Below are 23,298 nucleotides of genomic sequence, written 5' to 3' on the forward strand. Positions count from 1 at the left end.
TATCTTCGCCTTCATCGAAGGCTTCTACAACCGAACAAGGCTCCATTCCGCCGTGGGATATATCGCCCCGATCGAAATGGAGCTAAAAGCCGCCTAAACCAGTCCACTTTCTCGGGGGAAGATCACTTGCGATCCTAGATATAAACCTTGCCGGCAGATCAAGTTTACCGGTGGCCGAGGTCATCAAGGCACGCAAGCTCCCCTTCATCTTGTCAACCGGTTACGGCGCGAACGGCATTCCGCCCGACTTTGCCTATGTTCCTGCTATCCAGAAACCTTTCACCATTGAAGCGCTGGGCCGAACGATCAACGAAATTATGAAGGGAACGTTGTTCTAGCCGATGCCCATTAGGCGGCGCGTCTGCCGATCGAATGATTGAGCCTCGCTTGTCAGAAGAGTAGCAGGTGAATTGCTATCGAGTAGACGCACCTCGACCATCTCGCGTCCATCGAGTAACCCCCGGGCGGCCTAGCACCAGGCTACTGAGGGAGCATTGCATCCTTGCAGCTAATTTTAGCTTCCGCAGACTACCCCTTGCTCGCGTGGCGGGGGCGTGCATGTAGCACCGATGGGGCCGCAGGCGCGCAGAGGCGACCTCCCGCCTTTCGGGCGACCGGATTCAGAAAACATAGTTGCTCTCAGAGGAACGATAGCGCAGTGCCAGGTTTTCCCGATGCCCAAACCCGAACTGGCCCCAGCTCAAAGCCCCCAAGCCCCCCGAGCTGCGGTCTTCGTCCGCCGGGCGTACTTCTGTGAAGCTCCCGCGGCTCATCCTTTGGCCCCGAATGAGTCATTCTTCCTTCGCTGCAGCGGCTGAGGCGTCAAGCAGCTTCAGCGCAGTCTCGATCTCGGCCAGGAGCGCCTGGATTTCAGCACTCTCGCCGCGTGCGGATTCGAGCCGCGCCACGTTCCTCTGAGCGAGGAGCCTCACAACAGCAGACATCTCATCACCGTGCAAACGAAACGATATCGAAAGGGCCGCTCGGAGAGCGGCCCTTTCCTTGCTACCAGCTCCGGGTGCCGAAGCTGAAGCCGATGCTCGGACCACCGCCGTAGTAACCGCGATCGGAGTAGTCGGGCCCGCCATAATAGCCGTAGCTGCGGCGGACCACATAGCCGTCGTCATCGCCGTAATAGCGCTGAGTGTAGCGGGGACCGCGAGTGCGGTAGCAACGTCCGTATTCGTTGCAGACCAGGCGGACCTGATCGATGCCGGAGACCCCCGCGGAGCCAACGGCGGTCGGATTGAGCGGTGCGGCGACCGCTGCCGATCCCAGCAGCGCCGCTGCAATGGCGCCAAATGCGATTGTCTTCATGGGTGTTTCTCCTTAATGCGAGATCAGTCGATCTCTTCGATAATGCGACGATCACCGGGTTCGACGATGTAGGTGCGGCTGTCGCGGTTGATGTACCGATATTCTCGGAGCGTCGGAGCTTCGCGATAAACCTCCTCGGGGAAGGCCTCAATCTCCACGCCCTCCGGCACTCGCTCGCCGGTGCGGATTTCGGTCCGGACCGAGCTGCCGGTGGTCACGCGCTTCTCCCGCTCGACAGGATGCGCCTTGGCGTGCTTGCGAATGACTTCACGATCGCGATCGCTGAACGTCGCGTTACGCTGCTCGGTGCGCGCCGGCGCGGCGGCCGTGGAGCGGCCGGTGTACGGCAGGGTCGCGACGATCTTGTAGCTCGACGGCTCCACGATGACGATCTCGTCCTTCACCAGAACGAAGTTATAGCCGCGATATTGCGGCACGAGCTCCACCACGTCGGCCGGCAGCGGCTGCAGGCGGACGTCGCGTGGCACGAGCGTGCCCACAGAAAGCGAGAAGTTCACGTTGTTCAGCGGCTGCAGGTTCAGGTGCGAAATGGACGTGCTGATGCGAGTCCGCTGCTGGTCATTGATGTTCACCGACGCGTTCGCGTTGGTGTTCGACGAACGGTCGGCCGTGTTCTGCTGATTGTTCGGCTGCTGGGCCGTGTTGGTCGAACCGCTGCCCGTCGGCGACTGCGCCTGGTTGGTACCCGAGGCGGGCGGATCGGCGCTCTGCGTCTGGGTGTTCGTGTTCGAGGGAGAATTGGTCTGCGCTTGGTTCGAAGGCGCGGCGCTCTGGTTCGAGGGCGGATTGGTCTGCGCCTGATTAGTCGAAGTGCCCGAAGTCGGCGCCTGCGTCGTGTTGGTGCTGGAATTGGTCGATTGGCCTGCGGCGGCCTGGCCGGCCGAAGACGGAGACTGCGTCTGTGCCGAATTCGTCGGAGGATTGGTCTGCGCGGATCCCGAGGAAGAGTTGGATGAGGGTGCCGACGTCGAAGCGGACGGCGTCGACGTGGAGTCCTGCTGACGTTGCGTCGTAGACGGGTTCGAACTGGACGTGCTGGGAGAAGACTGCGCGAAAGCGGAAGTAGCGATCGCGACTGCGGCGGTCGTGGCCAAGAATAAACGCTTGTTCATCTGAAACCTCCTGGATGTGGACGCCGATCAACCTCTGATGTGTTGCGAGGTTCCTTTCCGGGACATTTCGGCAACGCGGAGGCCCTTGCTTCAGACCGGCGACGGATGTGGGTAAGCGAAATTGGACGCATCGGCCGTGTCGGGAACAACCGGAACTTCGGTCAAGCCTCCTCGTTGGCAATAACCACTTACGAAAATCCTATGAGGAGGACATCATGAAGAAGTTGATCGTGTGCGGCGCCCTTGCCGCTTTCGCCCTCGGCACCCAGGCTGCGAGTGCCGCCGAGTTCTACATCGTTCGCGACGCGACCACAAAGAAGTGCACCATCGTCGACAGCAAGCCGACGACGACCACCACGACGGTCGTTGGCGACGGCGTCTACAAGACCAAGACGGAAGCCGAATCTGCCGTGAAGACCACGAAGGTCTGCACCGAGCAGTAACCGCGTCGCGGCTTTGTTCAGACAGCATTGGAGGAGAAAATGCCCGTACTGATTTTATGGGCCGTTCCTGCCGTCCTCGTCGTTGGCGGCGTCGGCTATTATCTGGTTCACATGCACTAGTGGTTAGACACTCGCACAAAGGGCCCGTCCGGCATTGCGGGCGGGCCCTTTTGTCTCCGTGTCGGCGATACCCCAAAAGTTCGCCGCCGTCGCGGCCGGGATCACGGCGGTCGCGAATTCTTTACGGAATTAGCTTCACGCGTGGGGCGATCAGCTTACGACGCCATCCGGCTCGCGGCGAAACACACCTCGAACCGAGCGCGAATTCTTCTTCGGTCCAGCCGGCCGAGACCGAATGAAGGTTGGGCACAGGGAGTTTCCCCTCGTGAACTCATCTCGCGCGACGGAACATTCGGCTCAGCCACCAGTTCGCCCAAGTTCGCCGCGGCGCACTTGTACCTCCTAAGCAAGCGTTTGTTCCTGTAGGTTCTGCTGATGTCACCGTCCGATCCAGTCAGAAGTGTTCACGATCGACGCCAACGAAGGCTATTGATCGTGCTGGCTTTCGGATTTGTTGTTTTTGGCGCCGCTGCGGCCGCCCTTTTCTACGTCTTACAGCCCGAAACCCTCCGGATCGCTGTCGGACCCGCAGGCAGCGACGACCATCAGGTGGTCCAAACGATGGCCGAGGCTTTCGAGGAGGAAAGCAGGACGGTGAAACTCTCCCCGATCACGACCGAAGGAGCTGCCGAATCCCTGGTCCTGCTGGGCGCCGGCAAAACCGACCTGGCAATTGGTCGCGGCGATCTTGGCATGCCGGCCGACGTGCAGACACTGGCCGTCCTTCGCAAGAACTACGTCATCCTGTGGTCACCCTCCGGGCGACCGGGCAAGGACTCCAACAAAAAGTCCACTGGCAAGATCGGAGAGATCGCCGATCTGGCAGGTCATAAGGTCGGCATCATCGGAAGGTCCGGAGCCAACGTCGCACTCTTGCGGACCATTCTGGAGGGCTCCGGCCTGCAGCCCGAGAAGGTTGCCACGGCTCAATTCGGGACCGAAGAGATCCAAAAACTTGCTCAAGACGTCACCATCGATGCGTATCTCGCCGTCGGTCCGCTCGACAGCAAGATCACAGCGGACGCGATCGCGGCGACTTCCCGATCCCGCGGAGCTCCGAAGTTTCTTCCGTTGGAAACATCCGAGGCCATCGCATTGAAGCACCCCCGCTACGAAGCCGAGGAAATTCCAGCTAGCATCTTCAGCGCGAGACCGGCCTGGCCTGAGGACAAGGTCGATACCATCAGCGTCAACCATCTCATCCTGGCCAGAAAAGAACTATCGGAAGCCAAAGCGGCGGCCTTCTATCGGCAGCTTTTCGCTGTGCGCGACACGATCGCGCAACGTGTCGCCGGCGCCGCGCACATCACGAAGCCCGAGACGGAGAAGGAGGCGGAGCCCTCCGTGCACAGGGGGGCCGCGGCGGTCATCAACGGGACAGAGCGGACCTTTCTGGACAAGTACAGCGACTACTTCTGGTTCGCCTTGCTGCTTCTTTCCGGCATCGGTTCGGCCGCCGCCTGGCTGCGTCGCTATCTGAACCGGGACGAACGGAACGACGACACGAGCCACCGCAACCGCATTCTCGCGGTGGTCTCGGAGGTTCGCAATGCCCGGTCCGAACAGGACTTATTGACATCGCAGCGGGAAGTCGACGCGATCATCGCCGAAATCCTGAAGAGCTACGATGATGGAGCGATCGAACAAGAGGATCTGGCCGCGTTCGATCTGGTCCTTGAACTGTTCAATCATGCTGTCGCCGAAAGGCGAGCGACGTTGCAGAGCGATCCCACCGATCAAGCAAAGTCTCCGGGTCCAAGCCTTGCGACTCGCCGGTAGGGCATGCGGCCCATGAGAGTGTATTTAGCTGGCCGGGGCCGCGCAAAGGTTCGCGCGGAGCCGCTTGATGAAGGGATGGCGCACCTTCCCCTCGGCCGACGGGGTACTCGATCTCGGCCAACAGCTTCGGCTCTACCCAGATGCCTTTGTGGCGATCCGTATCATAAAAAGGGCCCGGCATCGCGGGGCCTTTGTCTTGTCGAGGCGGAAGAGCCCTATCGCCGGGCGCCCGCGCCGTAAAGCTCACGCTCGCGGCCGATGTCCTCCGGCGACAACGGCGGGCTTGCGGCATCGAAGTCGGTCCAGCCGGACTTCTGCCAGGCCGCGCTACGCTCCTGCAGGTTCACCGCTTTCTCGTTGAGCAGCGCATCGAGGCGCGCGGTCCTGGTCGGGCACCTTTGCAGTCACCAGCGTGCCGCCGCGGCGGACGCCCTCGGCATAGCGCGAGGCGTCTTCGCGGGAGACGCCGGCTTCCGTCAGGGCACCGACGATCCCGCCCGCGGCCGCGCCGGCCACCGCGCCAACGGCCATCGAGGCGAACCAACCCGCCGCCACGACCGGCCCGAGGCCGGGGATCGCGAGCAGGCCGAGGCCGGCCAAGAGGCCTGCCGCGCCGCCGAGGCCGGCGCCGATGCCGGCACCGGTGCCGGCGCCTTCGGCGCGATCATCGACGCCGTCGCGGTCACGATCGACCTTGCCGGACCGCGCCCCGTACCAATTGTCCGAATTGTTGGCGACGATGCTGATGTCGGAGTGCGGCACGCCGGCTCCTTCGAGACGGGTCACAGCGCGCTCGGCATCGGCATAGGTGTCGTAAAGGCGCGAGATGGTGGTTGTCATTGCATGATTCCTTACTTGGCGGGGTTCACGTTGCCCTGGGAGTCCAGGCTGACGCCGGTCTTGGTGCCGGCCTTGTCGGCCTTGCCGCGCCAGACGCCCTGATCGTCCTTGTGCAGTTCGGAGACGTTGGAATTATCCGGCGCCTTCGATCCGCGATTTCGCCTGCCCCTCGGTGAAGCTGTTGCGGCCCTCGACCGGCTTGTTCGAGTTGTTCTGGTCCGAGCTGTTGATGGCATTGTTGCCCGGCACGCTTTGCGCGGGCTGCGACTGCGCGCCTGCGGGCACGGCTCCGAGCATCAGCAAGGTTGCGGCTAATACGGTAAGACGTCTCATTTGTTGTTCTCCGGCGGTGAATGTGCCGGCGGCAACCTGTAAGATTCGAATTGGTTGCTAGGGCGCGAAAGCCTGAGCAAATGAAGCAGTGAGGAACGATTGCCGCGATGTCCCGTTCAGCCTTCTTGCTCACCTCCGAGGCAGGCCGGCGTCCTTACGAGATTGTCCCGACTCAAATCGAAGATTGCGAGAGACAATCGTGATCGAATTGGTTCGAAGGGAGTAATCGCGCCGCTTTGCACATCATTGAGGTACGGGCGACGAAGATAATCGTGGACAGTCTCGTTTCAGGCGTATTTTCTGCGGGCCTGAGGAGCGCTTTGATCCGCTTCCGCGAGTATCCGAAATTGAAAGAGGACAACATTCTTCTGCCGTTTGCTGATCTTCCCAAACTGAGGCGGCCAGAATGAAAGAGCCCGCCAACTGAGGCGGCCTTACTTCATGCGCTCAAAAGGCGGGTTGCCGTAACCGGAATTACGAAGCCGGCCCCGGTGACGGCAACGAAGGCGAGGAAATACCAGATGCGATACATGCCGGTTAACCCGCACGCGTCCGGATGGTTCTGTAAGCGGACAAGCTTCCCGCTGGTTTGGAGCGCCTTACTCGTCGTTTTCGGTCCATGTCTGTTCGCCGCACTGGCACCTGAACATGCGAACCGTCTTGCCGTTTTTTACATTCAGCGTCTTCAGCTCAAGCCTAGGGGTTCGCCCACATTGATTACACGGCTTGGTTGGATTGGGTTGAAAGCTGGAAAAAACTTCGTTCTTAAAATCGTGATGCACGGCAGTGTCCTCTCCGTATGCAAAGTCACTAAGTGCAAAAGTGAACATTTGTTCCAGCGGAGAATCGGCCGGCACCTTGAAATGAACGAGGCCGACAAATGTCGGCCTTACGTTCTAAGTCGGAGCTTGTAGACCGGGCGAAGCAAGCCATTCGCTCATGTGCGCGCCTGTCTCAGCCTGCCGTGCTTTCTTTAGAAGGCTTCCTTTTCCGCACCTGGAGGAAGCGACTTGGCCTTTTCGCGGAGGGCTTTTGCTTCATCGCCAAGCCGTTCTTCAAGTGAGCCCGGGAACGGGGAATCTAAATGTCAGGTTGGCGTAAGGTTCCTATTTCGAGTCATTCATTACTCGCTCGACCTCATCAGCAAGCGCACGGTGATGCGCAGCCAATTTGGCGAACAGCTGCTTTTTGGTCGCGTCGGTCGCGAGCTTACTGATCAGTTCGCATTCCTCCGCCTCGACACGAAGCTTTTCCAAATGCGCTCGCATGTCCTTCATGGACAGTCTCCCCGCCCGAATTAAGAGGGATTATCCCACATGGAACTCGGCGGGCAAATGACATGGAGGCCTCCGTTCACGCACGGAGAAACCCCCGGTACCCTCTCTGTTCTGTGGATTAGGAACAGATAGCGTCCTATGGAAATTTATAAGCTCAGAACCTTGAATATGGGCCTCTCGGTAGTCCTACTGAGAACACGAGCAAGCCTTGGTTTCTGTTTGCTTAAACCAAATTAGGCCACTCCAAAATCCAAACTAGGCCATTAGGGTTAAAACAGGCCGGCCCCCGAGCCCGACTACAAATGCAGCGTTTGCGGCAACGCCAACGCGGGCATCAGATCAAAACTTCGATACCGTCGTTCGCCTAGCCCCCAGGTGAGCGCGAACCGGACTGCCGCACAGGCGGGTTGTATCGATCCAGGATTACGGTCTTTGGCGAACTCTGCGTCGGTCGCGAGAAGGCATCATCGAACTGGTGATAGCCGTCAAACCGCTCCTCATCGCGCGCACGAGGCCAGTCACCGAACGGTTTCGCCGCTCCATTCCCCAGATCGGATCCCGACATGATGCGCTCCAGCCGTAGCTTATGGACCGAGCTGGGTTAATCATGATGAGAAGGTCCTTATTTCATGTGAGCGGCGCCTCACCGAACTCCCGGCGGGGCGCTGCGGCCGTCGTTTTTTGCGCGTTAGCAATCCTGACATTCAAGAAAATAGAAACTCCGGCATAGGCACTGACGTTTGCTCGCGCTTGGGAATTTTCAGGGCCCAGGTTTTGGAATGAACGCCGCCGGGCACGTATTTCTGAGACCGGCGGCGTCTTTTCTTTGGGAGCCTCCAATCAAAGCGATCACTGAAGCCGATTTCATCTCCGGCTCGTCGACGGTCAGGAAGTCCGCCACAAGCTCAGTTGCCAAGCGCAATACGAGCAACGCGTCCTCGGTTTTTTCCGGAAGTTGGCTTGCCAGCATCACGGCTTCACGGCAATGCCACTCCTCGATCTTCACGCCGCCCCCGCGTTAGTTTCAATCTGGTGCACGTCCGAGAGGGACAGCGGCCTGCGCCGGGGTTGGACGCCTCTCGATCTGATCCCTGATCGATCGGTCGATCTCGCGTGTTCGCCGATACCAAAACGTATCGGCGGGGAAAGACCCGGCGCAGGTCGTCCTGCAACCGGCCGAGATCCCGCGCACGTTCCAACCTTCTGATGAATTCATCGAAGCGGTCGACGCATGGGCCGCTGTACAGCCTGACAAGCCCACCCGCTCAGAAGCCATCCGCCGGCTGGCCGAGATCGGGTTGACCGTACCGACCGAGCCCCTCTGGTTGGAACGGTCAGAGGCACCAAGCTCTGGGCGGGTGACTGCGTTGGTGCGGCGCCTGCTGCAGCCTAAACTCCGTCGCCGCCATCCCCCGCTGCCCCCCAAGCGACTTCGGCGCCCCTGCAGAAAAGCGGTAAATTTCCGCGTCGCTTCGCGCGACAAGTCTCAGATCATGGCGCCGTACCAAATCACGAGCGCGAAGATCACCAGCAAGACGATGGTGATGATTTGTTCACCGATGGGTATCGGTCGTTTGTCCATGATGGCCCGGGCGCTCCGTGCGCGCGGGGAGCGGGATGCTGCAACGGGCCGTTCCGTTCATCAGCACAGCGGCTCCCGCTTAAACTGAGCGGGGCGGGCCATTGGCTCTGGAGCCAGGAAGGTGATGCAAAATCCTGACGGCTCAAAGTCTGCACACCTTCCGTGGCCGAAGGGCTATGGCGCAAACGGACTATGCGCCGGGCGAAAGGGAGTTCCGGTCCCGACAACAAAAACAGTTCTGCTTGATAACGATGTTCATCGAGAACTAATCCAAAGGTGTAGCGTGGTTGGTCCCTCAGTAAGCGTTCAGGGGGCCACTATGACTGCTCTGCTTGCCAAGCTGGAACGATTTGAGAGTCTGGCCGCGGAATGCGATTTGATCGCTGGCCGGGAGGCGGATGGAAGCAGGCGAGAACTCTACTTGCGCTTGGGGGCGCACTACCGCCAACTAGCCTGCGACATGCGCAGTGTCATTGCGAGCGTCGACGCCGCCGCATGATGGCGTTTAATTCCACGCCTTGACCCGATCTCTTGCTGAGCACGCCGCCACCACCGCGATCGCTAGCGGCTTCCCTCCGCGCGATCGGCGCGATCATTGCCGCATGCGCTGGCGCGGCAAGCCCGCTCAGTTCCTCAGATACTGGACAGGCCCCGTCGATTGCAACGCCGGCTTCAAGACGGTGCTTGTGTTCTGTGTCGGCGCCAATCCACATTTGGGGCCATTGCAGGAACTGAGGTGCATATCCGATTGTTTGCTTTGGTACGAAAACACTGGAGGTTTCAGTGCGGGACCGATTAGCATTGATTTTCCTTATGCTGTCCTGCGCATTAGCCACGGCGCAGCCTGCGACAAAAGGGGATGTCAATGCGCCAACTGGTCGTTCGGCTCCCGAAAACAAAGGTCAATTGCAACCCCAAGGCTGGACTGGCCCAATCAACACTGGCTCAGGCGGAGCGCCACCAGAAAGCCCCCAGGGGCAAAGCCCGCCAGGGATGCAGCCGGCGCCGGACGGATCGACAAAAACGACGGTCGCGCCTCCTAAATGACTGGGGCGGCCAAACATCCCCGCCGGTGCACTTGGTGCTGCACCGGCGGGGAAAGCAGTAATCGACCTCTGGCCAGAGTGGCGGAGAGCCTGGGCGACGAGGTTGCCGGACGCCGCGGATAGACAATTGACCAACCAATAGCGCAACGGGCGGTTGGACCGACAAATCTTGGCGGGCCTCACTCCGTACGTGATCGGCGCGATCCTTGGCGCATGCCCTGGCGCAGGAAGCCCGCTTGTTTCCTCAGATATTGGTTCGCCCCCGTCGACCGAAACGCCGGCTTCAAGACCGGCGCCGGTCTTCTGTGTCGGGTGCCAGCACCACAGCGGACGGCCGAAGCTCGAGGATCTTCCAGACTGGGACTGGGCGGACATCTCCGCGCACACCGCATGCGGAAAGGTCGGCTATTTCGACCCCCGGCGCGACTGGAGCGAAGTGATCGACTTTAACTAGGTCATTTCCGGTCGATTCAGCGCCCCGTAAAAGCCCGGCCTTGCCCTCCATCGGCGGTTGCGGAAGGCTGCCTCTCCTGAGAGCCCGAAGCGGCCAACCAGATTTGCTCTGGCACCACCACACCCCGGACGAGGCCAGCAGGCGCTTCGGAAGGAACAAAGGCTGATGGCTGACGTCGAAGTCTACACCGCCCGCTATGAACGCGAACATGGGTACCCGCCGGCCGGGCGCCGGTTCTGGCTCTTCACGCTGGTGTCGGAGACCGGCGCGATCCTCTATGAGGTCAAACTCAACGAGCAGCTGATCTACCCAATGGCTCTGGATCGTGCCCGAGCGACGGCCGAACAGAGGAAGGCCTTCCGGATTATCGTCGAGCCTTAGGCTCGATAAAAATGGCCCCAGCGCGGGCGAGTGTACACTGAGGCCAAAGGTGCAGTCGTCGAGGCTCCCATTCTGCACGCGGCTTCGCTCCACCGCATTAGCCTGTGCAAAGAAGGGTCGGCGCCCTCGCTCTAAATCAACAAGCAGCCCAACTGGAGGAACCGCGCGCTCGAATGAGCGCGCCCCCACCGCGCACCATATTCGGCGCGGCAATTTCACCCCAGTTCAGCGACCAGCTCATGTTTCGGGCGCGGCTCTCTGCAGATGCGCTCGAGCCGAGAATGTAGCTCATAGAGATCCTCCTGCGCCGCCACCATGGTTGTGGTCGTGTCCCCGGAGGTGGTTAGCTCGGTAGAGCAAAGCAGCGGCCCGGACGCCCGCCTCCAATAGCGCCGTAGCGGGCGGGCGGCTTTGCGGTGGTCACCGGCAGTTCTCCGGTAGGATCGGGTTGCGACACGCCAACGCAACCGAGGAACCACCGATGACCGACGACATGATGAACCTTCTACAATGCGCCTGCTCGCCATCTGAGCTATGCGCGCGTGGTGCCGGCGGACAGGTTTGAACTGCCGACCTTCGCTTTACGAAAGCGCTGCGCCATGCCGGCACAAGCCCAGCATATAGAAAGAAACATCGCTGCCTGAAACCACCGTTTGCTGCTCCACTGAAGGAGACCGGTACCGGTCAGCGAGATCGCCTTATGTCCTTGGGGCGACCATCCCGTATTCGAAATTCACGTCATGCAGCCGTGCGCGCGCCGCGGCGATGCGGCTGCGCTCGGTTGCGGTAGTCGAGATATATCCTGCGAGCCTGGGCCTCGGTCACGCCGCGGCGAACCACGACGGTCGCTGCTGCTTTGGCGTCATTTAGGAACACAGACTCTAAGTCAGAGTTATCCGCGTTATTGTAAGGAGTTCTGCGGTGGTCACCACGATGATCTCTGCAAAGGATCTGGAGCTGATTGCCCTTCGAGAGCTTCGAAGCGTTTCCGGGGGCGAATACATCGCCCATGTGGAAGTTGATCCCATAAGCGACGAGTGGCGTCTCAACGTGACCGCGCGGGACGGCGCCGATCTCGACCGCATCGAGGACGCAATCAAAACAACGACGAACAGGCTCAAGCAACGATACGTCCTGCGGACTGATTGGTGAGGCGCCGGTCGTCATGGGCCGACATCCTCCCCGTGGATGACACCGGTTAGCCCCTCGTCCCGCTGACCATCCGCTGACCAGAGGGGGTCCGCACGAAGGCGAGCGCTACCGGCGGGGAGAAAATCCTCTGCTCGGCGCGGTTCTCCCGCCATAGCCGGCGCCCCATTGACCAAGTCGTTGTAGGCGGGTGCGGGCTGCCCGATAGCTCTAGCGGCTTCCTACCCCCGCAGATTGGCGCGATCATGGGGATGGGATCCAAGTCTCGCGAGTACAGGTTCGGGTCGACGGTCAGGCATCTGGCCGAGCGTGCTGCCGATGCTCGACGGGATGCCGACATACTAGCCTGCCAGGCGTGTAAGGCCCATATGCTCGCCTTCCAGGGGCCGGCCCAGCCGTCCCCGGCGCTCGGCGACGCGCTCAACGCCACTTACCGATACCTCGAGGTGAAGTGCCTCGGCTGCGAGACCCACCAGACTGTCGCGCTGGATATCGTCCGGCGGCCGAAGTGAACGCCGATCCACGAACTCGAGCGCTAGATGCGGTGCAAGGGCTACCCCCGCCAGCAGGGCCACCCGTATAAGCACAGTCATCTCGTGGCACTCCGGACCACAAAGATCTCCGTCATGAACCCGCCGTCGACCTGGTGGCCTGGGGGAGCGGTAGAGCCGATGAAGAACTGACCTAGTCGCCCAACCGAACAAACCCGCCGAAGTCCGGCAGGTTTGAATGCGACTGCGCATCATTCTCGATCCTATCTGGCCGATGGCACGAACCGTGCACGAGACTTGCTGCCGGGAATTTCAGTGTCCCGGTTCAGGAATAAACTGTCGCCTGGTGTGTGATTCTGAGACCAGCGGCCCGACCGATTGGGGAGGCATCATTGAACAACACCCCACCTCTACACGCCAGATTCATTGTTCGAAGAGGAAGCACCGACTGGATGGTTTACGATCGAGAACTCAAGGGACCGGCGCAGTTGGAAAAAGGCGGCCGTTTCGCCGAGAAACTAACGATGGAACAGGCCGAACACATCAAGCAGGCGCTCACGGATTCCCTCACTATGCAGGCGGGAACGCGTTCGGTCTCTCAGTCACCGACGGGTAAGCCTCGGCCGTGAAAGCGCTAATCGACCGTCACATCGGTGCTCGCAAGCCGCGAGATGAAAGCCACTCGGTCATCTGAGAGGCGTTGTCCGCCTGCCGCGCCTTGCGTAGGAGTCGTTCGCGCTCGATGCCCGGTGGAGTTCCTCTTACCCCTTTTGCGCCGGCGCTGCGCTTCTTCGTTCAAGTGTTGACAAAGCGACGTGGAATGTTTGACAGGATGCCGTCGCTGCATGACGCACTTCCTTGCTTCGTGGAAGGCGGGAGCATGATACTCTCAGTCACCGGTCAATTGCCAAGCGGCCGAGCGGTGATATTCAGTGTGTAGCTACTCAACCTCTATCAAAACAGGCCACCGCGCCGAATATTCGCGGCGGTGTCGGTTTGCGGACCGGGGCCAAAAAGCAGAGTGTGGCAGGATCACTGGCTTGTAGCTGGCCACCGTTGGCACATAATCCCCTGATGACCGAGCAGCTACCAGCTTTCATGGCTTGCAAAAATCCCGGCACCGGCTGGAGGATCGACATTCTATGGCCCGATGGCGAAACGGAAGTTATCAAGGGCTTTGTTACGGAGCACGACGCGGCCAAGTGGATTTCTGAGCACTCGACGACGTGGCAAGAAAATGCGGACCAACCGCGCTAGACAATTGACCCACCATTGGTGATCGCCACCCAGAGGCGACCGATTCCTAGCGGCCTCTCTCCGCATGCGATCGGCGCCATCATCCGGTCATGCACCAGCGTCGATCCACGAATGGTCCGGCTGCTACCCGCCGGGAAGTCCGGCTGATTGGCTCGCGGACGGCCACGTTATCTGCAATATCCAGTGCCACGGCGGTTGCGATCGGTTGGTCGATTTCAGGCTGGACGCCCTACCCCAAGATCAGTCATGGTCGCGCGTTGGCTGGCGACGGGTGTGTACCGTCTGCGTCGCCGTTGGCGCTGTGAAACATCGTTCCGAATTGGCATGACAGGGTCGGTCACGCCATGCCGTTCAGTGTGGGATGGAAGTCGTGATTCCCCATCGATGAAACTCACCGCAGATCGTCCTTACGCCAATCCCGAGAAAGCCGCCCGCAGGATCATGGAGCACGCGCGGGCATTCGAGCCCATCCAGGATGGCCGGATCTACATCGAGAAGATCAACCGTCCGATGATCGACCAGAACGAGACGACGCCGGCCGAATATTGGGCGGGACTACAGCACGCGATCGGCCAAGGCTGGCTCGAGTACCACGAGAGCGGGACGTTCGTGCGGATGAAGCGGGCCGGGAAAGACCTGTTTACCTGAAATGAAAAGGGGAGGGTCCACGCGGGCGCCCAAAAGAAAAGGCCCCAGCACCTGGGGCCTTGGGGGCCGGTGCTGAGGCCAGTTATTCCTATACTGTCGGGGCGTGACCCGATGTTCCAAGACTGCACGCTCGGTTCCCTAGGGTCAAAGGAATTGCGCTTCTTCCCGATGCTCGTCTGTCCGGCGAGTTGACGCCCCGTAATCCTACGGGTGACGATTGGCACAAGCTGCACTGGAATTGCCGAGTTTTCCCGGCGTAGGCTGCTCGTCTACGTTCAGTGGTTGGAAAAGCATACTCCAAATTTGACGGTCGCGGCGAAGCGACCGTCATCGTGACGTAGATTCTTGCATGTAATCGGTTACGGCACCGACGCGAAAGCACCTCCGAAAGCGTAGGGGGCGTACATGGAAGAGCGAAAGATTGCGATGCTGCGCATGCACGAGCAAAACATCGAGCGCTACCAAGGGTTGCTGCGCACCAAACTTAGCGATATCGAAACCCACTTCATCGAACGGCGCCTCTCCGAAGAGCGTTTCGCGATCGAGATGCTGAAATTTATGAGTCGCGGGGAAACGCCCCGACAAATCATCTGTTCGTATAAAGACGTTCAGGCATACCCCAGAGGTAGTAGTCCGTTCGAGACATGAACCAGGGCAGGCTTCGTGCTGACCATGATTGTCGGGATTGTGCACATCCTTCCCGGGGCTAGACAAACGCCGCCAGCGAGTACTTTAAGCTTGGCGGCGTTGTTATGCGATGGCTTAGACCATGCCCATCACCCGAAGGCCGCTCGGATTGTAAATCACAAGTCCTCCCATTACCTGGCCAGCTTCTGCGCCCCCAACGCAAGTAGCGAATGGAAAGATAAACAAAAACAACGGAGGTCGTTGGGGCCTGCCCCGTCGCGTCAGTTCGAAGGTGCCCAATCTCAAGGACATCTCGCCGCTCACCCGGGTGCTCGACCGCTGCCGATAAGTCGCCACCGGACCACGCTGGCATCCCGCTCCACGGCCTTCCCTCACGGTTTTTGAGGCTGTGCTGGATGCCCAGCGCGGATAAGGTTCCGACAGCATGCTCGCTTTTCAAGGCCCGGTACAACCAATTGCTGGCGCTTAGCGACGCGTCAGGACGCGGCCCGCGAAACCGTTTTCACCAGCTGGCGAAACCGGCCGGAAACACTCGGCTGATACCACTTCCCTCAAAATGATAAGGGAAAGTGTCATGATGGAAATCGCGATCATCGGTCTGCTGTTTGTAAGCACCGTCATCTTTGGCGCTCACGCTTACGACGCGATCCACACCCATTGAAGAGCCGTGACAGCCTCGGCGACGCCGTTGCCGGAGGACATCACCAAGGCTTACCATCACGCGGATTAGATGGCTCGCTCAGCATGCGGGCGGTTTCGGCCAAACTTAGTCGTCTTTATCCATAGCCACGATGCGCAGTAGGGCCGCCCTGTTCCCCACTTCAACCGATTGACAATTTGCTGTGCCGTTAGAGCCCTGCCTTCTGATCGCAAGGGCTCGAAATCTCGGGAGTACATGAAGCGCCATCGTCGCCTTTCCCTGATTACTCTGCGCCCGTTGTTCGCAATGCCGGTGACGAGTGGAGGATCGAGTGCGTCCGACTTAGATCAATCGTGTCAGCGCGGCAACTCGTGAACTCGTGGCGCACCCTTGAGATGTTACCTATGGCCGTTCTGATCGGAGCACTTTTGGAGGCGTCGTCGACGCAGGTTCGAACAGCGTACCTACAACGCTACTCTGCTGGCGCAGGCCTATGACTGGCTTCGATTGGCGGCCGGTCGCCGGGCTTTAGCGCGGCTGACAACGTCGTGAATGATCTCAAGACTGCTTTTCAAATCGCGATCAAGCGAGGATTCGCAATCGCATCACGCGATTGAGCATCCGTCGCTTCACGACGCGGTCCGTCGATTTGATCGGCCCTTGCCGCGGCGGCGCCGCGTTTGTTGACGACGTTTTCGAGGAGGATCAGGCAATCTCGTCGCATCTGTCGCCCCCGGCGCAGCGGGTTCAGTGGTTGGCGGATCGTCCACTGATCGAAGCGGCGATCTTCGAACAGCGACCGCAGTTTCTAACGCGGCCAGGAATAGCCGCCCCTCTGCCGTGATTTCCCAGCCCGCGTCATCGCGAAGCACGAACTTCGCGGAGAAGATATTCAGGTCCGGCGCATGCTCGGCCAACCGCTTCATGCGCTCGGTCCAGTCTCTACCGCTGTTCATCAAGATTGCAACGGCGTGCCGTAAGTCGGCAACGGAGGCCCGCCCGGCGGACTGGCCGGCCAGCACTTTCAAGACGGTCAGTTGGAAGGACACTTCCACGTCTCCGGTCTGGCTGGGTGCAAAGTCTCGGCGAGATTGGTTAACCGCCCGTCAAAAATCGGACTGATGCGCCGGCTTATCCCCTCGCCAACTTCGAATTCTCCTGATCGATAACCGATCGTTCACCAAAATCACCCTACTTGAGCGCGTGACCTGAAGGTCCTCAGACGGTGCCGTCGTGCGCGTTGAGTTGGTGACGGCGACCCCTTCCATGAGCGAGAAATCAGCCAAGAGGCGAAACACCGTTCAGCGTGACGCTCCGATCGCGCGAGGCGCGAGCATGGCGCAGGCAGCTCTGATCTGGACGAGTGCTCGCCATAGCTTCTTCAACGGCTTGGTGATTGCAGTTATCACGGGCGCTGTGCTCAGCTTTTTGTTGATAGCCAAGCATTACTCGTGGTCTCTGGGCGGTGGAGGAATTTGCGATCGTGGCGAGCGGCCGCTGATTGGCGCTTCAGATTGCACAAAGCGCCGTTCGTAGTGCGCCGCTAGCTGCAGAAGGCGCAGCTTGATAAGCGGATCAGCCTCTTCAGCCAGCGCGCGAACGGTCCGTGCCCTCTCCTTGCAGAACTCGTGGTCCATGGTGTCCTCGCTGAAATCTATAGCGGGGATAGTCTCGGTTAAGCGGCTGGGCCCCGGTGTGACGTAGGTTACATTGCCAAGGGGTTTTCCCCGCAATTCGTCGGATACGTAGAAAGTCAAGGCGACGCCGGGCGCGCCATCGTGACCCCAGCTTCCGGACGTCCACCTTCGTGGGGTCCTTGCCGGCCTTCGACCGTCCTACCAAGCCCGGGGTTACGGGCTTCGGCGTCGCGGACTTGGTGTCTTCGTGCATTTCCTGCCGGGCAATGCCAGCGTCCTTTTGCGTGACAATGTCGGCGCGTGCGACATTGTCACGGTAGTGACCGCCTTTCCCGGCGGCTTCGCCCCGCGCCTGCGCCGCGTCGTATTCGTCGGCAAGCCGCCGCTTCGCCTGCGCCTCGATATCCAGCGCTGCCTGCGCGCGGTCGGCAGCGGCGATCAACGTTACCCGTTAACCTCAAACAGCAAGGTTAAGAACTGAATTTCTTTGCTGCCCTTCCGTCAGCGTCCAATCATCGTGCACCCGTGCGGATTGGCTTTGGTCATGCGTACCGCGCGGTCAGGGGCCGCCGTTCTCCGGGAGAGACAGTGGCCCCGCCCAATCTGGCGGCCGATGACAGACACCAACTGCAAGAAAGCGAAGATGCCCGGCGCAGAACAGACCGTCGTTGTCATATTCGTTTGTGGAGACTGCAAGGCCGTCTACGAAGCCAGCCAAATATCGCGGCCTGCGACTAACTACTTCAGATGCGAGCTATGCAATGGCATCGTTCATCGGTGGTCCGGTAGCTACGATTACGTGCAGTGGAAGTCCTTTCCGAGAAGCTGGGGCGGACGTTGACCTCTCGGGGCGCCTGCGTAGGCCGTGCAGACCGACGGCCCAGAAAGGCAGCGCTGGATCCAAATCGAGGCCTGACTCGAGCTCGCCCGCTGGCGTCAGGCGCCGGACTGCAGAAAACGGACCATTTGAGCCCGTCGGATTTTAGACTGGGAGCGCCCCCGCGCTTGCACCCCGGATTGCGGGGCAACTTCCCGCACCGTAGGATCGCCCGGTCGTCCCCATCCTTTTTTTGCGTAGCCACACCTGAAGCTCAGGAGGACTTGGCAATGCAGGATCATTGGCAACTCGTCGGCACCGCGCCGGAGCTGTACGAACGATATCTTGTGCCGGCGATTACCTCCAAATGGGCGGAAGACCTCGTGGACCGGGCAAAGCCTCGGACCGGAGAAAGGGTTCTCGACATCGCCTGCGGCACCGGGATCGTTGCGCGCACTGCGAGCCGCCGCATGGGGCGGGGGCGGGTGACGGGCTTGGATCTGAACCAAGGAATGCTCGCCGTCGCACGTACGATTTCGTTGGAGGGCGCCCCCATCGAGTGGATCGAGGGGAGTGCTCTGGATCTGCCTTTCGAGGACGCGAGCTTCGATGTGGTGCTGTGCCAGCTGGGCGTGCAGTTCTTTCCGGATCAGGGGCGGGCTGTGCGCGAGATACGCCGCGTGCTGTCGCCGGCAGGTCGGGCGGCGCTCAGCGTGTATGGTCCGATCGAGCGGACGCCGGGGGCGCACGCATTCGTGCTGGCCCTCGATCGCGTCCTCGGACCGGAGGCATCGCGCATCAAGCGAGGCGAGCATTCGTTCAATGTACCGGAGGAACTCGGCACTCTGCTGAGCCGCGCAGGGTTTGCGCACGTCGAGGTTTCCGGCGTGGTTCAGCAGATCGCCTTCCCATCGGTTTTGGATTACGTCAGTTTCCAGCTTCTCGCGACGCCGATGGCTGAGCGATCGTGACCAGGCCGGCCGCGAGCAGGCGATCGAGGCCGTCGCGGCCGAGACCGCTGCGCTTGCGCATCCTGCGATGATCGAGGGAGGACGCTTCTCGTTTCCGCAGGAGGCCTACGTAGCTGTCGGTGTGAGGTGAAATCGCCGCTGCGGCCGGCCTTTCGGCCCTGCCCTGCGCCATCGCTGCCTAGGAGAAAGCGATGGCTTAGTCGGCGATGCACCGACCGAATTCAGGACCTCGCTGACTTCTGCGACGATGTCATCCGGAGAAACGCCCGCCGGCGGATCCTGCCTGGCGACATCCAAGGCGTGCTCGCGGGCATGCGGGTAGGGTCGGTCCTTCGCCCACCCGTGCTCCTCGCATTCGTGGATGGCGCCGGCCTCCTGCAACACGTTGATCGCCGAACCGCGCAGCGTCCGGATCGCCGGTCGCCTCTCCTTCGTCATCAGCATCGAGACGCTCCTGCCGGGACCAATCCTTCCGCCCCCTGCTCGTTCCGGGCGGTTAGCACGGTCAGGGATTCGGAATCGGCAGGGCTCGGGCTTGTCCACCTGTTCCGTCCTGTTGCCCGCTGCCTCGGCCTGGCGGGAGTCTGCCGTCCAGGGCTCGTAGGTCTGTTGTTCGCGCAAGTTATCCTGGTCATTATCGAAGCCAGATTCATAGGAGGACAGCATGGCGCGTCTTGTTGTCTTATTGGTTGCTCTCTATTGCTATTTTTCCGTCTGGACCTGTGTTTGCGGACGACGCATCGAAGCAGCTGGTCGGGAGTTGGAAATTGACCTCATGGACCATTCAAATTGTCGGCGGCGACGCCACCGAACCATTTGGTCCCAACCCGAACGGTAGAGCACTTTTCACGCCGGACGGATACGCGGCCTTCATCATTGTGGGGGCAAATCGCAAGCCTGCAACAAACAACGACGAGACGGCGGCGCTCCTCAAGTCGTTGAATGTCTACACCGGAAAATTCACCATCGACGGAGACAAGTTCACGACCAAAGTCGACATTTCGGGCAACGAACTCCTCACCGGGCACGATCAGGTGAGATTTTTCAAGCTGGAGGGTGACCGGCTGAGCATCCGAACCGCTGAACAAGTCAGCTCAGTAGGCATCTATCAGGGGAAGAAAGTCGTCGGCACTCTCGCTTGGGAACGCGAACGTTGAGGGCGCCTGTGCATTTCGCGGCTACTCCCATTCGAAAACCACCGGCGCTGAATGTCTGCCCCAAAGGTGCACTCGGGGTGAGCGAGCCATTGAATCGCGGGGCGTCCCGCACCAGTCCGTTCCGTCGGCGCAAGCAGACCGAAGATCGTCAAAAAGTGTTGGCCGAGAAGGGAAACATTAGAGTCGGACCACTAGTTGGAAGACGGTGCGAGCGCTTCGGCGTGGCCGTCCAGGATCGGGCCGAACAACTCCCACCGCTCGCCGGTGAAACGCATCATCTGCACCTGTTCGATGGGATAGAAATCCGTCTGGGTGGTCTTCACCCGTATGCCCGGAATCAAGCCGTCGAGCTCGAAATCCAGATTGGCGACCACCTTCATGATGTTATCGCGAGTGAGATCATCGCCGCAGCGCTTGAGCACCTCGACAAGCGCGTTCGACGCGTTGAAAGCAACCATTGGACCACCCTCTGAACGATCTGCTTCAGGATAGTATCTTGCCATGAAGGCGCGGAAGCGCTGCATGCCTGGGCGACCATCCCACATCGGATCCGTGACGTCCATCTGAAAGCCCGCGCTGAGAATGCCCTTGGCGTTCTCGAGCCCAGCGGGTTTCAGCACGGCCCCGACTGAAACCGATATATTCGCCACGATATGGACGGGGTGCCAGTTGAGTTCGGCGATCTTCTTGATCGCCTGCGCTGCAAATTTCGACGTCGCGATATTGAGGAAGATATCGGGATTGGCAGTCTTGATCGCAACCACCTGCGAGTCAATTGTTGGCGTAGTGGTTTCATACGGCGGACTGGCAATGACCATCCTGTCGTACTTGTCCCGCAGCACATCCTTAAAACCCAGTATGTAATCCCTTCCGAAATCATCGTTCTGATAGAGGATGCCGATTCTGGCGCTGGGATATTGCTGCAGAATATACGCTGCGTAGACACGCGCTTCTGCGCGGTAGTTGGGCTGCAAACCAATCGTCCATGGAAAATGTTCGGGATCACCCCAGCGCGAAGCGCCGCTCAAGACGAAGAGTTGCGGCACGCGTATTCATGTACTTCTGAATGGCGGCATTGGACGCAGTGCCAAGCGGCGCAAAGATCAGAAACACTTCATCGCTCTCGACCAACCTTCGTGCCTGCTCCACGGTCTTTGGCGGACTGTAAGCGTCATCGTAAGAAATGAAGTTGATCTTGCGACCGTTGATGCCGCCATGATCGTTGATCATGCGAAAGTAGGCGCTCATGGTCTTGCCGATGATGCCATAGGCCGACGCCGGCCCACTATAGGGCATGATGTTGCCAATCTTGATCTCGGTGTCGCTCACGCCGGGACTGTATTGCTTCTGAGCGGATGCGCTGCCGGCGAACATGACGAGCAAGGCGGAAAGCATCACGAATTTTCCGACGAGGCTACACATTGGATTTTCTCCAGGGATCAAGCGGAGGCAGCCATCAGCGCTGTGACCCGACCGACGATCCGGGGATCGCGCAAAGCGCTGGGCGGCTTCACGAGGTGTACCACCTCGCTCATGATCCGATGCACTGCGGCATCCTGGCTCGCCAGGCGCTGCAGGGCCGCATTGAAATTCATGCGCTCGCTGAGATCATGCGGACGCTCCCCGCGTGTCTTCTCATAGATGAAGTCGCTCTCAACGCGCCGCGCGGATTGACGGCCGCGGCTTGGGCGAATTCAGCCATCGGCAAGTCGACGATAGTCGCGCCGGCGGCCGACAAGCGGCCGAGCGCCGCCGTGAAGGCGTCGGCGATCGCCGGCGAAAGGTCGTTTTGGAACACCGTCTTGGGCAACCGCTGAATCGAGCGTGAAAGACAGCGGCAGCACGCCGTCGAGCGGCACGCGCCGGGCGGTGGGCTTGAAGCCGACCATGGCCGTTCAGCGGCCGACCGCGCGAAAACCGTTGCCGACTCGCATTGCTCGATCAGGTACTGTCAGCTGAAGTCAACGGCGTTCCGGCGCCTACCCAGCTGCGCGGCCTGCGTTTCGCGGTAAGAGATGACCTACAGTAATACGACCGCGACTGGCGCAAAGCGGACATCGACGAATTCAGGACGCCTGAACAACCCGTTGAGCAAAGGCGCACTCACATCACGTCGACAACGATTTTGCTACAGCTCTCGCATGTTCAATGAACAATTTTGCTAACGGGCCCGGAGTGCGATTCTTCACAGTGAGAATGGCGATTGCATAATGAGTGGTCGGAATTTTTGCGGCCAGGATCTTCAATCCCACGCGTCGGGAACTGAACCGGGCAACGGAGTTCGGCAGAATGCCAACGAACTTGCCGGTAGCGATCAGTGCAGTGGTCAATTGAATCGACAGGGTGGCAATCCCCGGCCGCGGCGATTTTAATCCGCTGGCGGCGAAGATTTCCGAAATGATTCCGCCGGGCGCACTGTCATGCGGCGGAAGCACCCAGGATTCCTCTATCAAATCGGCAAGTTCGATGCGGCGCCGGCGTGCCCATTGGCTGTTCACGCCGGCGACCGCGACAAACGGCTCCTGCAGCAGGGGCTCGACCACCAGGTCATCCTCGACAAACGGATCCGGGAGCCGCCCGACCAGGAGTTCGACCTTGCGCTCACGTAGCGGATTGAACTGCAACAGCGCGACATCGGCGTGGATCACTCGCAACTGCACACCTGGATGCTTCTGCAGAAGACGCTCCGAGATCGCCGGCATGATGCCCGCATTCATAATTTCAGGACAACCAACGGCCAGTTCGCCCGACGTCGGATTGGTGAGGAATTCGATCTGCTTCAATCCCTGCCGCATCTCGTCGAAGACGTTGACGCCGCATTTGAGCAGGGCCGCCCCATAGCTGGTCACCTCCACCCCCTGCGAGGTGCGATCGAACAGCTTCACTCCGAGCGTTTGCTCAAGATCGGAAATAGTCTTGGACACCACGGGATGGGAGATGGCGAGTTTCTGCGATGCCTTTGCCATGCTGCCCGATTCCGCCACGGCAAGCACCACGTGAAGGTCGCGCAGCTTGATACGACGGCCAATCCGGTCCGACCAATCCATTTCTACCCCCCTTAGTCTGACGGCTACAGGGATGTCTCAAAATCGGACTTTCATACTACAGCGCGGAAAGCCAATATCTCAACCGCAGTCGGCGATCATGCATCCCGACCGGGAGGCGCGCCGCCTGATGC

At 60.1% G+C, this 23,298-nt stretch carries 23 protein-coding genes and 4 pseudogenes; 14 read left to right on the plus strand and 13 right to left on the minus strand.

The features are described from left to right. The first annotated feature begins 170 nt into the window (after positions 1-170). Positions 171-338 (plus strand): response regulator, encoded by a 168-nt coding sequence (locus tag AC066Y_RS38560; RefSeq protein ID WP_478278422.1) that lies wholly within the window; start codon positions 171-173, stop codon positions 336-338. Between the two features lie 667 nt (positions 339-1,005). On the opposite strand, the gene AC066Y_RS38565 is transcribed toward AC066Y_RS38560, so the two are convergent. Together AC066Y_RS38565 and AC066Y_RS38570 are read right to left on the minus strand one after the other, a co-directional pair. After that, positions 1,006-1,317 carry a hypothetical protein gene (locus tag AC066Y_RS38565; RefSeq protein ID WP_478278423.1) on the minus strand — a complete coding sequence of 104 codons (312 nt, stop codon included), beginning with the start codon at positions 1,315-1,317 and terminating at the stop codon, positions 1,006-1,008. Positions 1,318-1,340: 23 nt separating this feature from the next. After that, on the minus strand, positions 1,341-2,450 hold the full coding sequence (locus AC066Y_RS38570; RefSeq protein WP_478278424.1) for a DUF1236 domain-containing protein: 1,110 nt from the start codon (positions 2,448-2,450) through the stop codon (positions 1,341-1,343). A gap of 215 nt (positions 2,451-2,665) precedes the next feature. On the opposite strand from AC066Y_RS38570, the gene AC066Y_RS38575 reads away from it, so the two are divergent. Continuing rightward, positions 2,666-2,893 carry an alginate export family protein gene (locus AC066Y_RS38575; RefSeq protein ID WP_106329146.1) on the plus strand — a complete coding sequence of 76 codons (228 nt, stop codon included), beginning with the start codon at positions 2,666-2,668 and terminating at the stop codon, positions 2,891-2,893. 495 nt (positions 2,894-3,388) lie between these two features. Continuing rightward, positions 3,389-4,792, plus strand: coding sequence for a TAXI family TRAP transporter solute-binding subunit (locus AC066Y_RS38580; protein ID WP_478278425.1), 1,404 nt, complete (start codon positions 3,389-3,391; stop codon positions 4,790-4,792). Between the two features lie 215 nt (positions 4,793-5,007). Here AC066Y_RS38580 and AC066Y_RS38585 read toward each other — a convergent pair. The 5 genes and pseudogenes from AC066Y_RS38585 to AC066Y_RS38605 all read right to left on the minus strand — a co-directional run bounded on the left by AC066Y_RS38585 (position 5,008) and on the right by AC066Y_RS38605 (position 9,660). Beyond that, positions 5,008-5,632, minus strand: a pseudogene (locus tag AC066Y_RS38585) (hypothetical protein). An 11-nt stretch (positions 5,633-5,643) separates the two neighbouring features. After that, positions 5,644-5,965, minus strand: a pseudogene (locus AC066Y_RS38590) (hypothetical protein). A gap of 1,106 nt (positions 5,966-7,071) precedes the next feature. After that, complete coding sequence (locus tag AC066Y_RS38595; RefSeq protein WP_478278426.1) at positions 7,072-7,242, minus strand: hypothetical protein; 171 nt, start codon at positions 7,240-7,242, stop codon at positions 7,072-7,074. Between the two features lie 760 nt (positions 7,243-8,002). After that, on the minus strand, positions 8,003-8,248 hold the full coding sequence (locus AC066Y_RS38600) for a hypothetical protein (RefSeq protein WP_478278427.1): 246 nt from the start codon (positions 8,246-8,248) through the stop codon (positions 8,003-8,005). 1,046 nt (positions 8,249-9,294) lie between these two features. Beyond that, a complete protein-coding gene (locus tag AC066Y_RS38605; protein ID WP_478278428.1) occupies positions 9,295-9,660 on the minus strand; it encodes a hypothetical protein in 366 nt (121 codons plus the stop codon). 829 nt (positions 9,661-10,489) lie between these two features. Between AC066Y_RS38605 and AC066Y_RS38610 the strand changes: the two genes are divergently transcribed. Beyond that, entirely contained in the window at positions 10,490-10,705 is a 216-nt protein-coding gene (locus AC066Y_RS38610; RefSeq protein ID WP_456657227.1) for a hypothetical protein, read from the plus strand. Positions 10,706-10,841: 136 nt separating this feature from the next. On the opposite strand, the gene AC066Y_RS38615 is transcribed toward AC066Y_RS38610, so the two are convergent. Further along, positions 10,842-10,997, minus strand: a complete 156-nt coding sequence (locus AC066Y_RS38615; protein ID WP_478278429.1) for a hypothetical protein — start codon at positions 10,995-10,997, stop codon at positions 10,842-10,844. Positions 10,998-11,443: 446 nt separating this feature from the next. Next, positions 11,444-11,872 (minus strand): hypothetical protein, encoded by a 429-nt coding sequence (locus AC066Y_RS38620; RefSeq protein WP_478278430.1) that lies wholly within the window; start codon positions 11,870-11,872, stop codon positions 11,444-11,446. 233 nt (positions 11,873-12,105) lie between these two features. Here AC066Y_RS38620 and AC066Y_RS38625 point away from each other — a divergent pair. From AC066Y_RS38625 to AC066Y_RS38645, 5 genes and pseudogenes are all read left to right on the plus strand, one after another. Beyond that, positions 12,106-12,537 (plus strand): annotated as a pseudogene (locus AC066Y_RS38625) (hypothetical protein). 200 nt (positions 12,538-12,737) lie between these two features. Next, positions 12,738-12,974 carry a hypothetical protein gene (locus AC066Y_RS38630; protein WP_478278431.1) on the plus strand — a complete coding sequence of 79 codons (237 nt, stop codon included), beginning with the start codon at positions 12,738-12,740 and terminating at the stop codon, positions 12,972-12,974. 445 nt (positions 12,975-13,419) lie between these two features. Next, positions 13,420-13,602 (plus strand): hypothetical protein, encoded by a 183-nt coding sequence (locus AC066Y_RS38635; RefSeq protein WP_478278432.1) that lies wholly within the window; start codon positions 13,420-13,422, stop codon positions 13,600-13,602. Between the two features lie 384 nt (positions 13,603-13,986). Beyond that, complete coding sequence (locus tag AC066Y_RS38640; RefSeq protein ID WP_478278433.1) at positions 13,987-14,250, plus strand: hypothetical protein; 264 nt, start codon at positions 13,987-13,989, stop codon at positions 14,248-14,250. 405 nt (positions 14,251-14,655) lie between these two features. Further along, positions 14,656-14,898: a hypothetical protein gene (locus tag AC066Y_RS38645; protein WP_478278434.1), complete on the plus strand. Its 243-nt coding sequence runs from the start codon at positions 14,656-14,658 to the stop codon at positions 14,896-14,898. A gap of 1,269 nt (positions 14,899-16,167) precedes the next feature. Here AC066Y_RS38645 and AC066Y_RS38650 read toward each other — a convergent pair. Beyond that, a complete protein-coding gene (locus AC066Y_RS38650) occupies positions 16,168-16,587 on the minus strand; it encodes a hypothetical protein (protein WP_173637853.1) in 420 nt (139 codons plus the stop codon). Between the two features lie 217 nt (positions 16,588-16,804). Here AC066Y_RS38650 and AC066Y_RS38655 point away from each other — a divergent pair, with 217 nt between their 5' ends. The 3 genes from AC066Y_RS38655 to AC066Y_RS38665 all read left to right on the plus strand — a co-directional run bounded on the left by AC066Y_RS38655 (position 16,805) and on the right by AC066Y_RS38665 (position 18,963). After that, a complete protein-coding gene (locus AC066Y_RS38655; RefSeq protein ID WP_478278435.1) occupies positions 16,805-17,074 on the plus strand; it encodes a hypothetical protein in 270 nt (89 codons plus the stop codon). 348 nt (positions 17,075-17,422) lie between these two features. Then, positions 17,423-17,656: a hypothetical protein gene (locus tag AC066Y_RS38660; protein ID WP_478278436.1), complete on the plus strand. Its 234-nt coding sequence runs from the start codon at positions 17,423-17,425 to the stop codon at positions 17,654-17,656. Positions 17,657-18,282: 626 nt separating this feature from the next. Next, positions 18,283-18,963, plus strand: coding sequence for a class I SAM-dependent methyltransferase (locus AC066Y_RS38665; RefSeq protein ID WP_478278437.1), 681 nt, complete (start codon positions 18,283-18,285; stop codon positions 18,961-18,963). Positions 18,964-19,068: 105 nt separating this feature from the next. Here AC066Y_RS38665 and AC066Y_RS38670 read toward each other — a convergent pair whose 3' ends face one another. Beyond that, positions 19,069-19,407 (minus strand): hypothetical protein, encoded by a 339-nt coding sequence (locus AC066Y_RS38670; protein WP_478278438.1) that lies wholly within the window; start codon positions 19,405-19,407, stop codon positions 19,069-19,071. A 278-nt stretch (positions 19,408-19,685) separates the two neighbouring features. Between AC066Y_RS38670 and AC066Y_RS38675 the strand changes: the two genes are divergently transcribed. Then, on the plus strand, positions 19,686-20,120 hold the full coding sequence (locus tag AC066Y_RS38675) for a lipocalin-like domain-containing protein (protein ID WP_478278457.1): 435 nt from the start codon (positions 19,686-19,688) through the stop codon (positions 20,118-20,120). Positions 20,121-20,311: 191 nt separating this feature from the next. Here AC066Y_RS38675 and AC066Y_RS38680 read toward each other — a convergent pair. Next, a pseudogene (locus tag AC066Y_RS38680) lies at positions 20,312-21,542 on the minus strand (ABC transporter substrate-binding protein). Here AC066Y_RS38680 and AC066Y_RS38685 point away from each other — a divergent pair. Continuing rightward, the gene (locus AC066Y_RS38685) at positions 21,542-21,937 is read left to right on the plus strand and encodes a hypothetical protein (RefSeq protein WP_478278439.1); all 396 of its coding nucleotides are present in this window, start codon (positions 21,542-21,544) and stop codon (positions 21,935-21,937) included. The pseudogene AC066Y_RS38680 and the gene AC066Y_RS38685 sit on opposite strands and share 1 nt — an antisense overlap. A gap of 291 nt (positions 21,938-22,228) precedes the next feature. Here the strand turns inward: AC066Y_RS38685 and AC066Y_RS38690 are convergent, their stop codons facing one another. Next, positions 22,229-23,167: a LysR family transcriptional regulator gene (locus AC066Y_RS38690; RefSeq protein ID WP_478278440.1), complete on the minus strand. Its 939-nt coding sequence runs from the start codon at positions 23,165-23,167 to the stop codon at positions 22,229-22,231. Positions 23,168-23,298 lie beyond the last annotated feature (131 nt).

This window comes from Bradyrhizobium sp. USDA3010, assembly GCF_056429065.1.

Coding starts and splice junctions, on each gene's coding strand:
- AC066Y_RS38620 (WP_478278430.1), bottom strand. CDS start 11,872: ATGACGACCGGCGCCTCACCAATCAGTCCGCAGGACGTATCGTTGCTT.
- AC066Y_RS38645 (WP_478278434.1), top strand. CDS start 14,656: ATGGAAGAGCGAAAGATTGCGATGCTGCGCATGCACGAGCAAAACATC.
- AC066Y_RS38615 (WP_478278429.1), bottom strand. CDS start 10,997: ATGAGCTACATTCTCGGCTCGAGCGCATCTGCAGAGAGCCGCGCCCGA.
- AC066Y_RS38610 (WP_456657227.1), top strand. CDS start 10,490: ATGGCTGACGTCGAAGTCTACACCGCCCGCTATGAACGCGAACATGGG.
- AC066Y_RS38570 (WP_478278424.1), bottom strand. CDS start 2,450: ATGAACAAGCGTTTATTCTTGGCCACGACCGCCGCAGTCGCGATCGCT.
- AC066Y_RS38655 (WP_478278435.1), top strand. CDS start 16,805: ATGAGCGAGAAATCAGCCAAGAGGCGAAACACCGTTCAGCGTGACGCT.
- AC066Y_RS38595 (WP_478278426.1), bottom strand. CDS start 7,242: ATGAAGGACATGCGAGCGCATTTGGAAAAGCTTCGTGTCGAGGCGGAG.
- AC066Y_RS38635 (WP_478278432.1), top strand. CDS start 13,420: ATGACCGAGCAGCTACCAGCTTTCATGGCTTGCAAAAATCCCGGCACC.
- AC066Y_RS38640 (WP_478278433.1), top strand. CDS start 13,987: ATGAAACTCACCGCAGATCGTCCTTACGCCAATCCCGAGAAAGCCGCC.
- AC066Y_RS38690 (WP_478278440.1), bottom strand. CDS start 23,167: ATGGATTGGTCGGACCGGATTGGCCGTCGTATCAAGCTGCGCGACCTT.
- AC066Y_RS38565 (WP_478278423.1), bottom strand. CDS start 1,317: ATGAAGACAATCGCATTTGGCGCCATTGCAGCGGCGCTGCTGGGATCG.
- AC066Y_RS38575 (WP_106329146.1), top strand. CDS start 2,666: ATGAAGAAGTTGATCGTGTGCGGCGCCCTTGCCGCTTTCGCCCTCGGC.
- AC066Y_RS38665 (WP_478278437.1), top strand. CDS start 18,283: ATGCAGGATCATTGGCAACTCGTCGGCACCGCGCCGGAGCTGTACGAA.
- AC066Y_RS38580 (WP_478278425.1), top strand. CDS start 3,389: ATGTCACCGTCCGATCCAGTCAGAAGTGTTCACGATCGACGCCAACGA.
- AC066Y_RS38670 (WP_478278438.1), bottom strand. CDS start 19,407: ATGCTGATGACGAAGGAGAGGCGACCGGCGATCCGGACGCTGCGCGGT.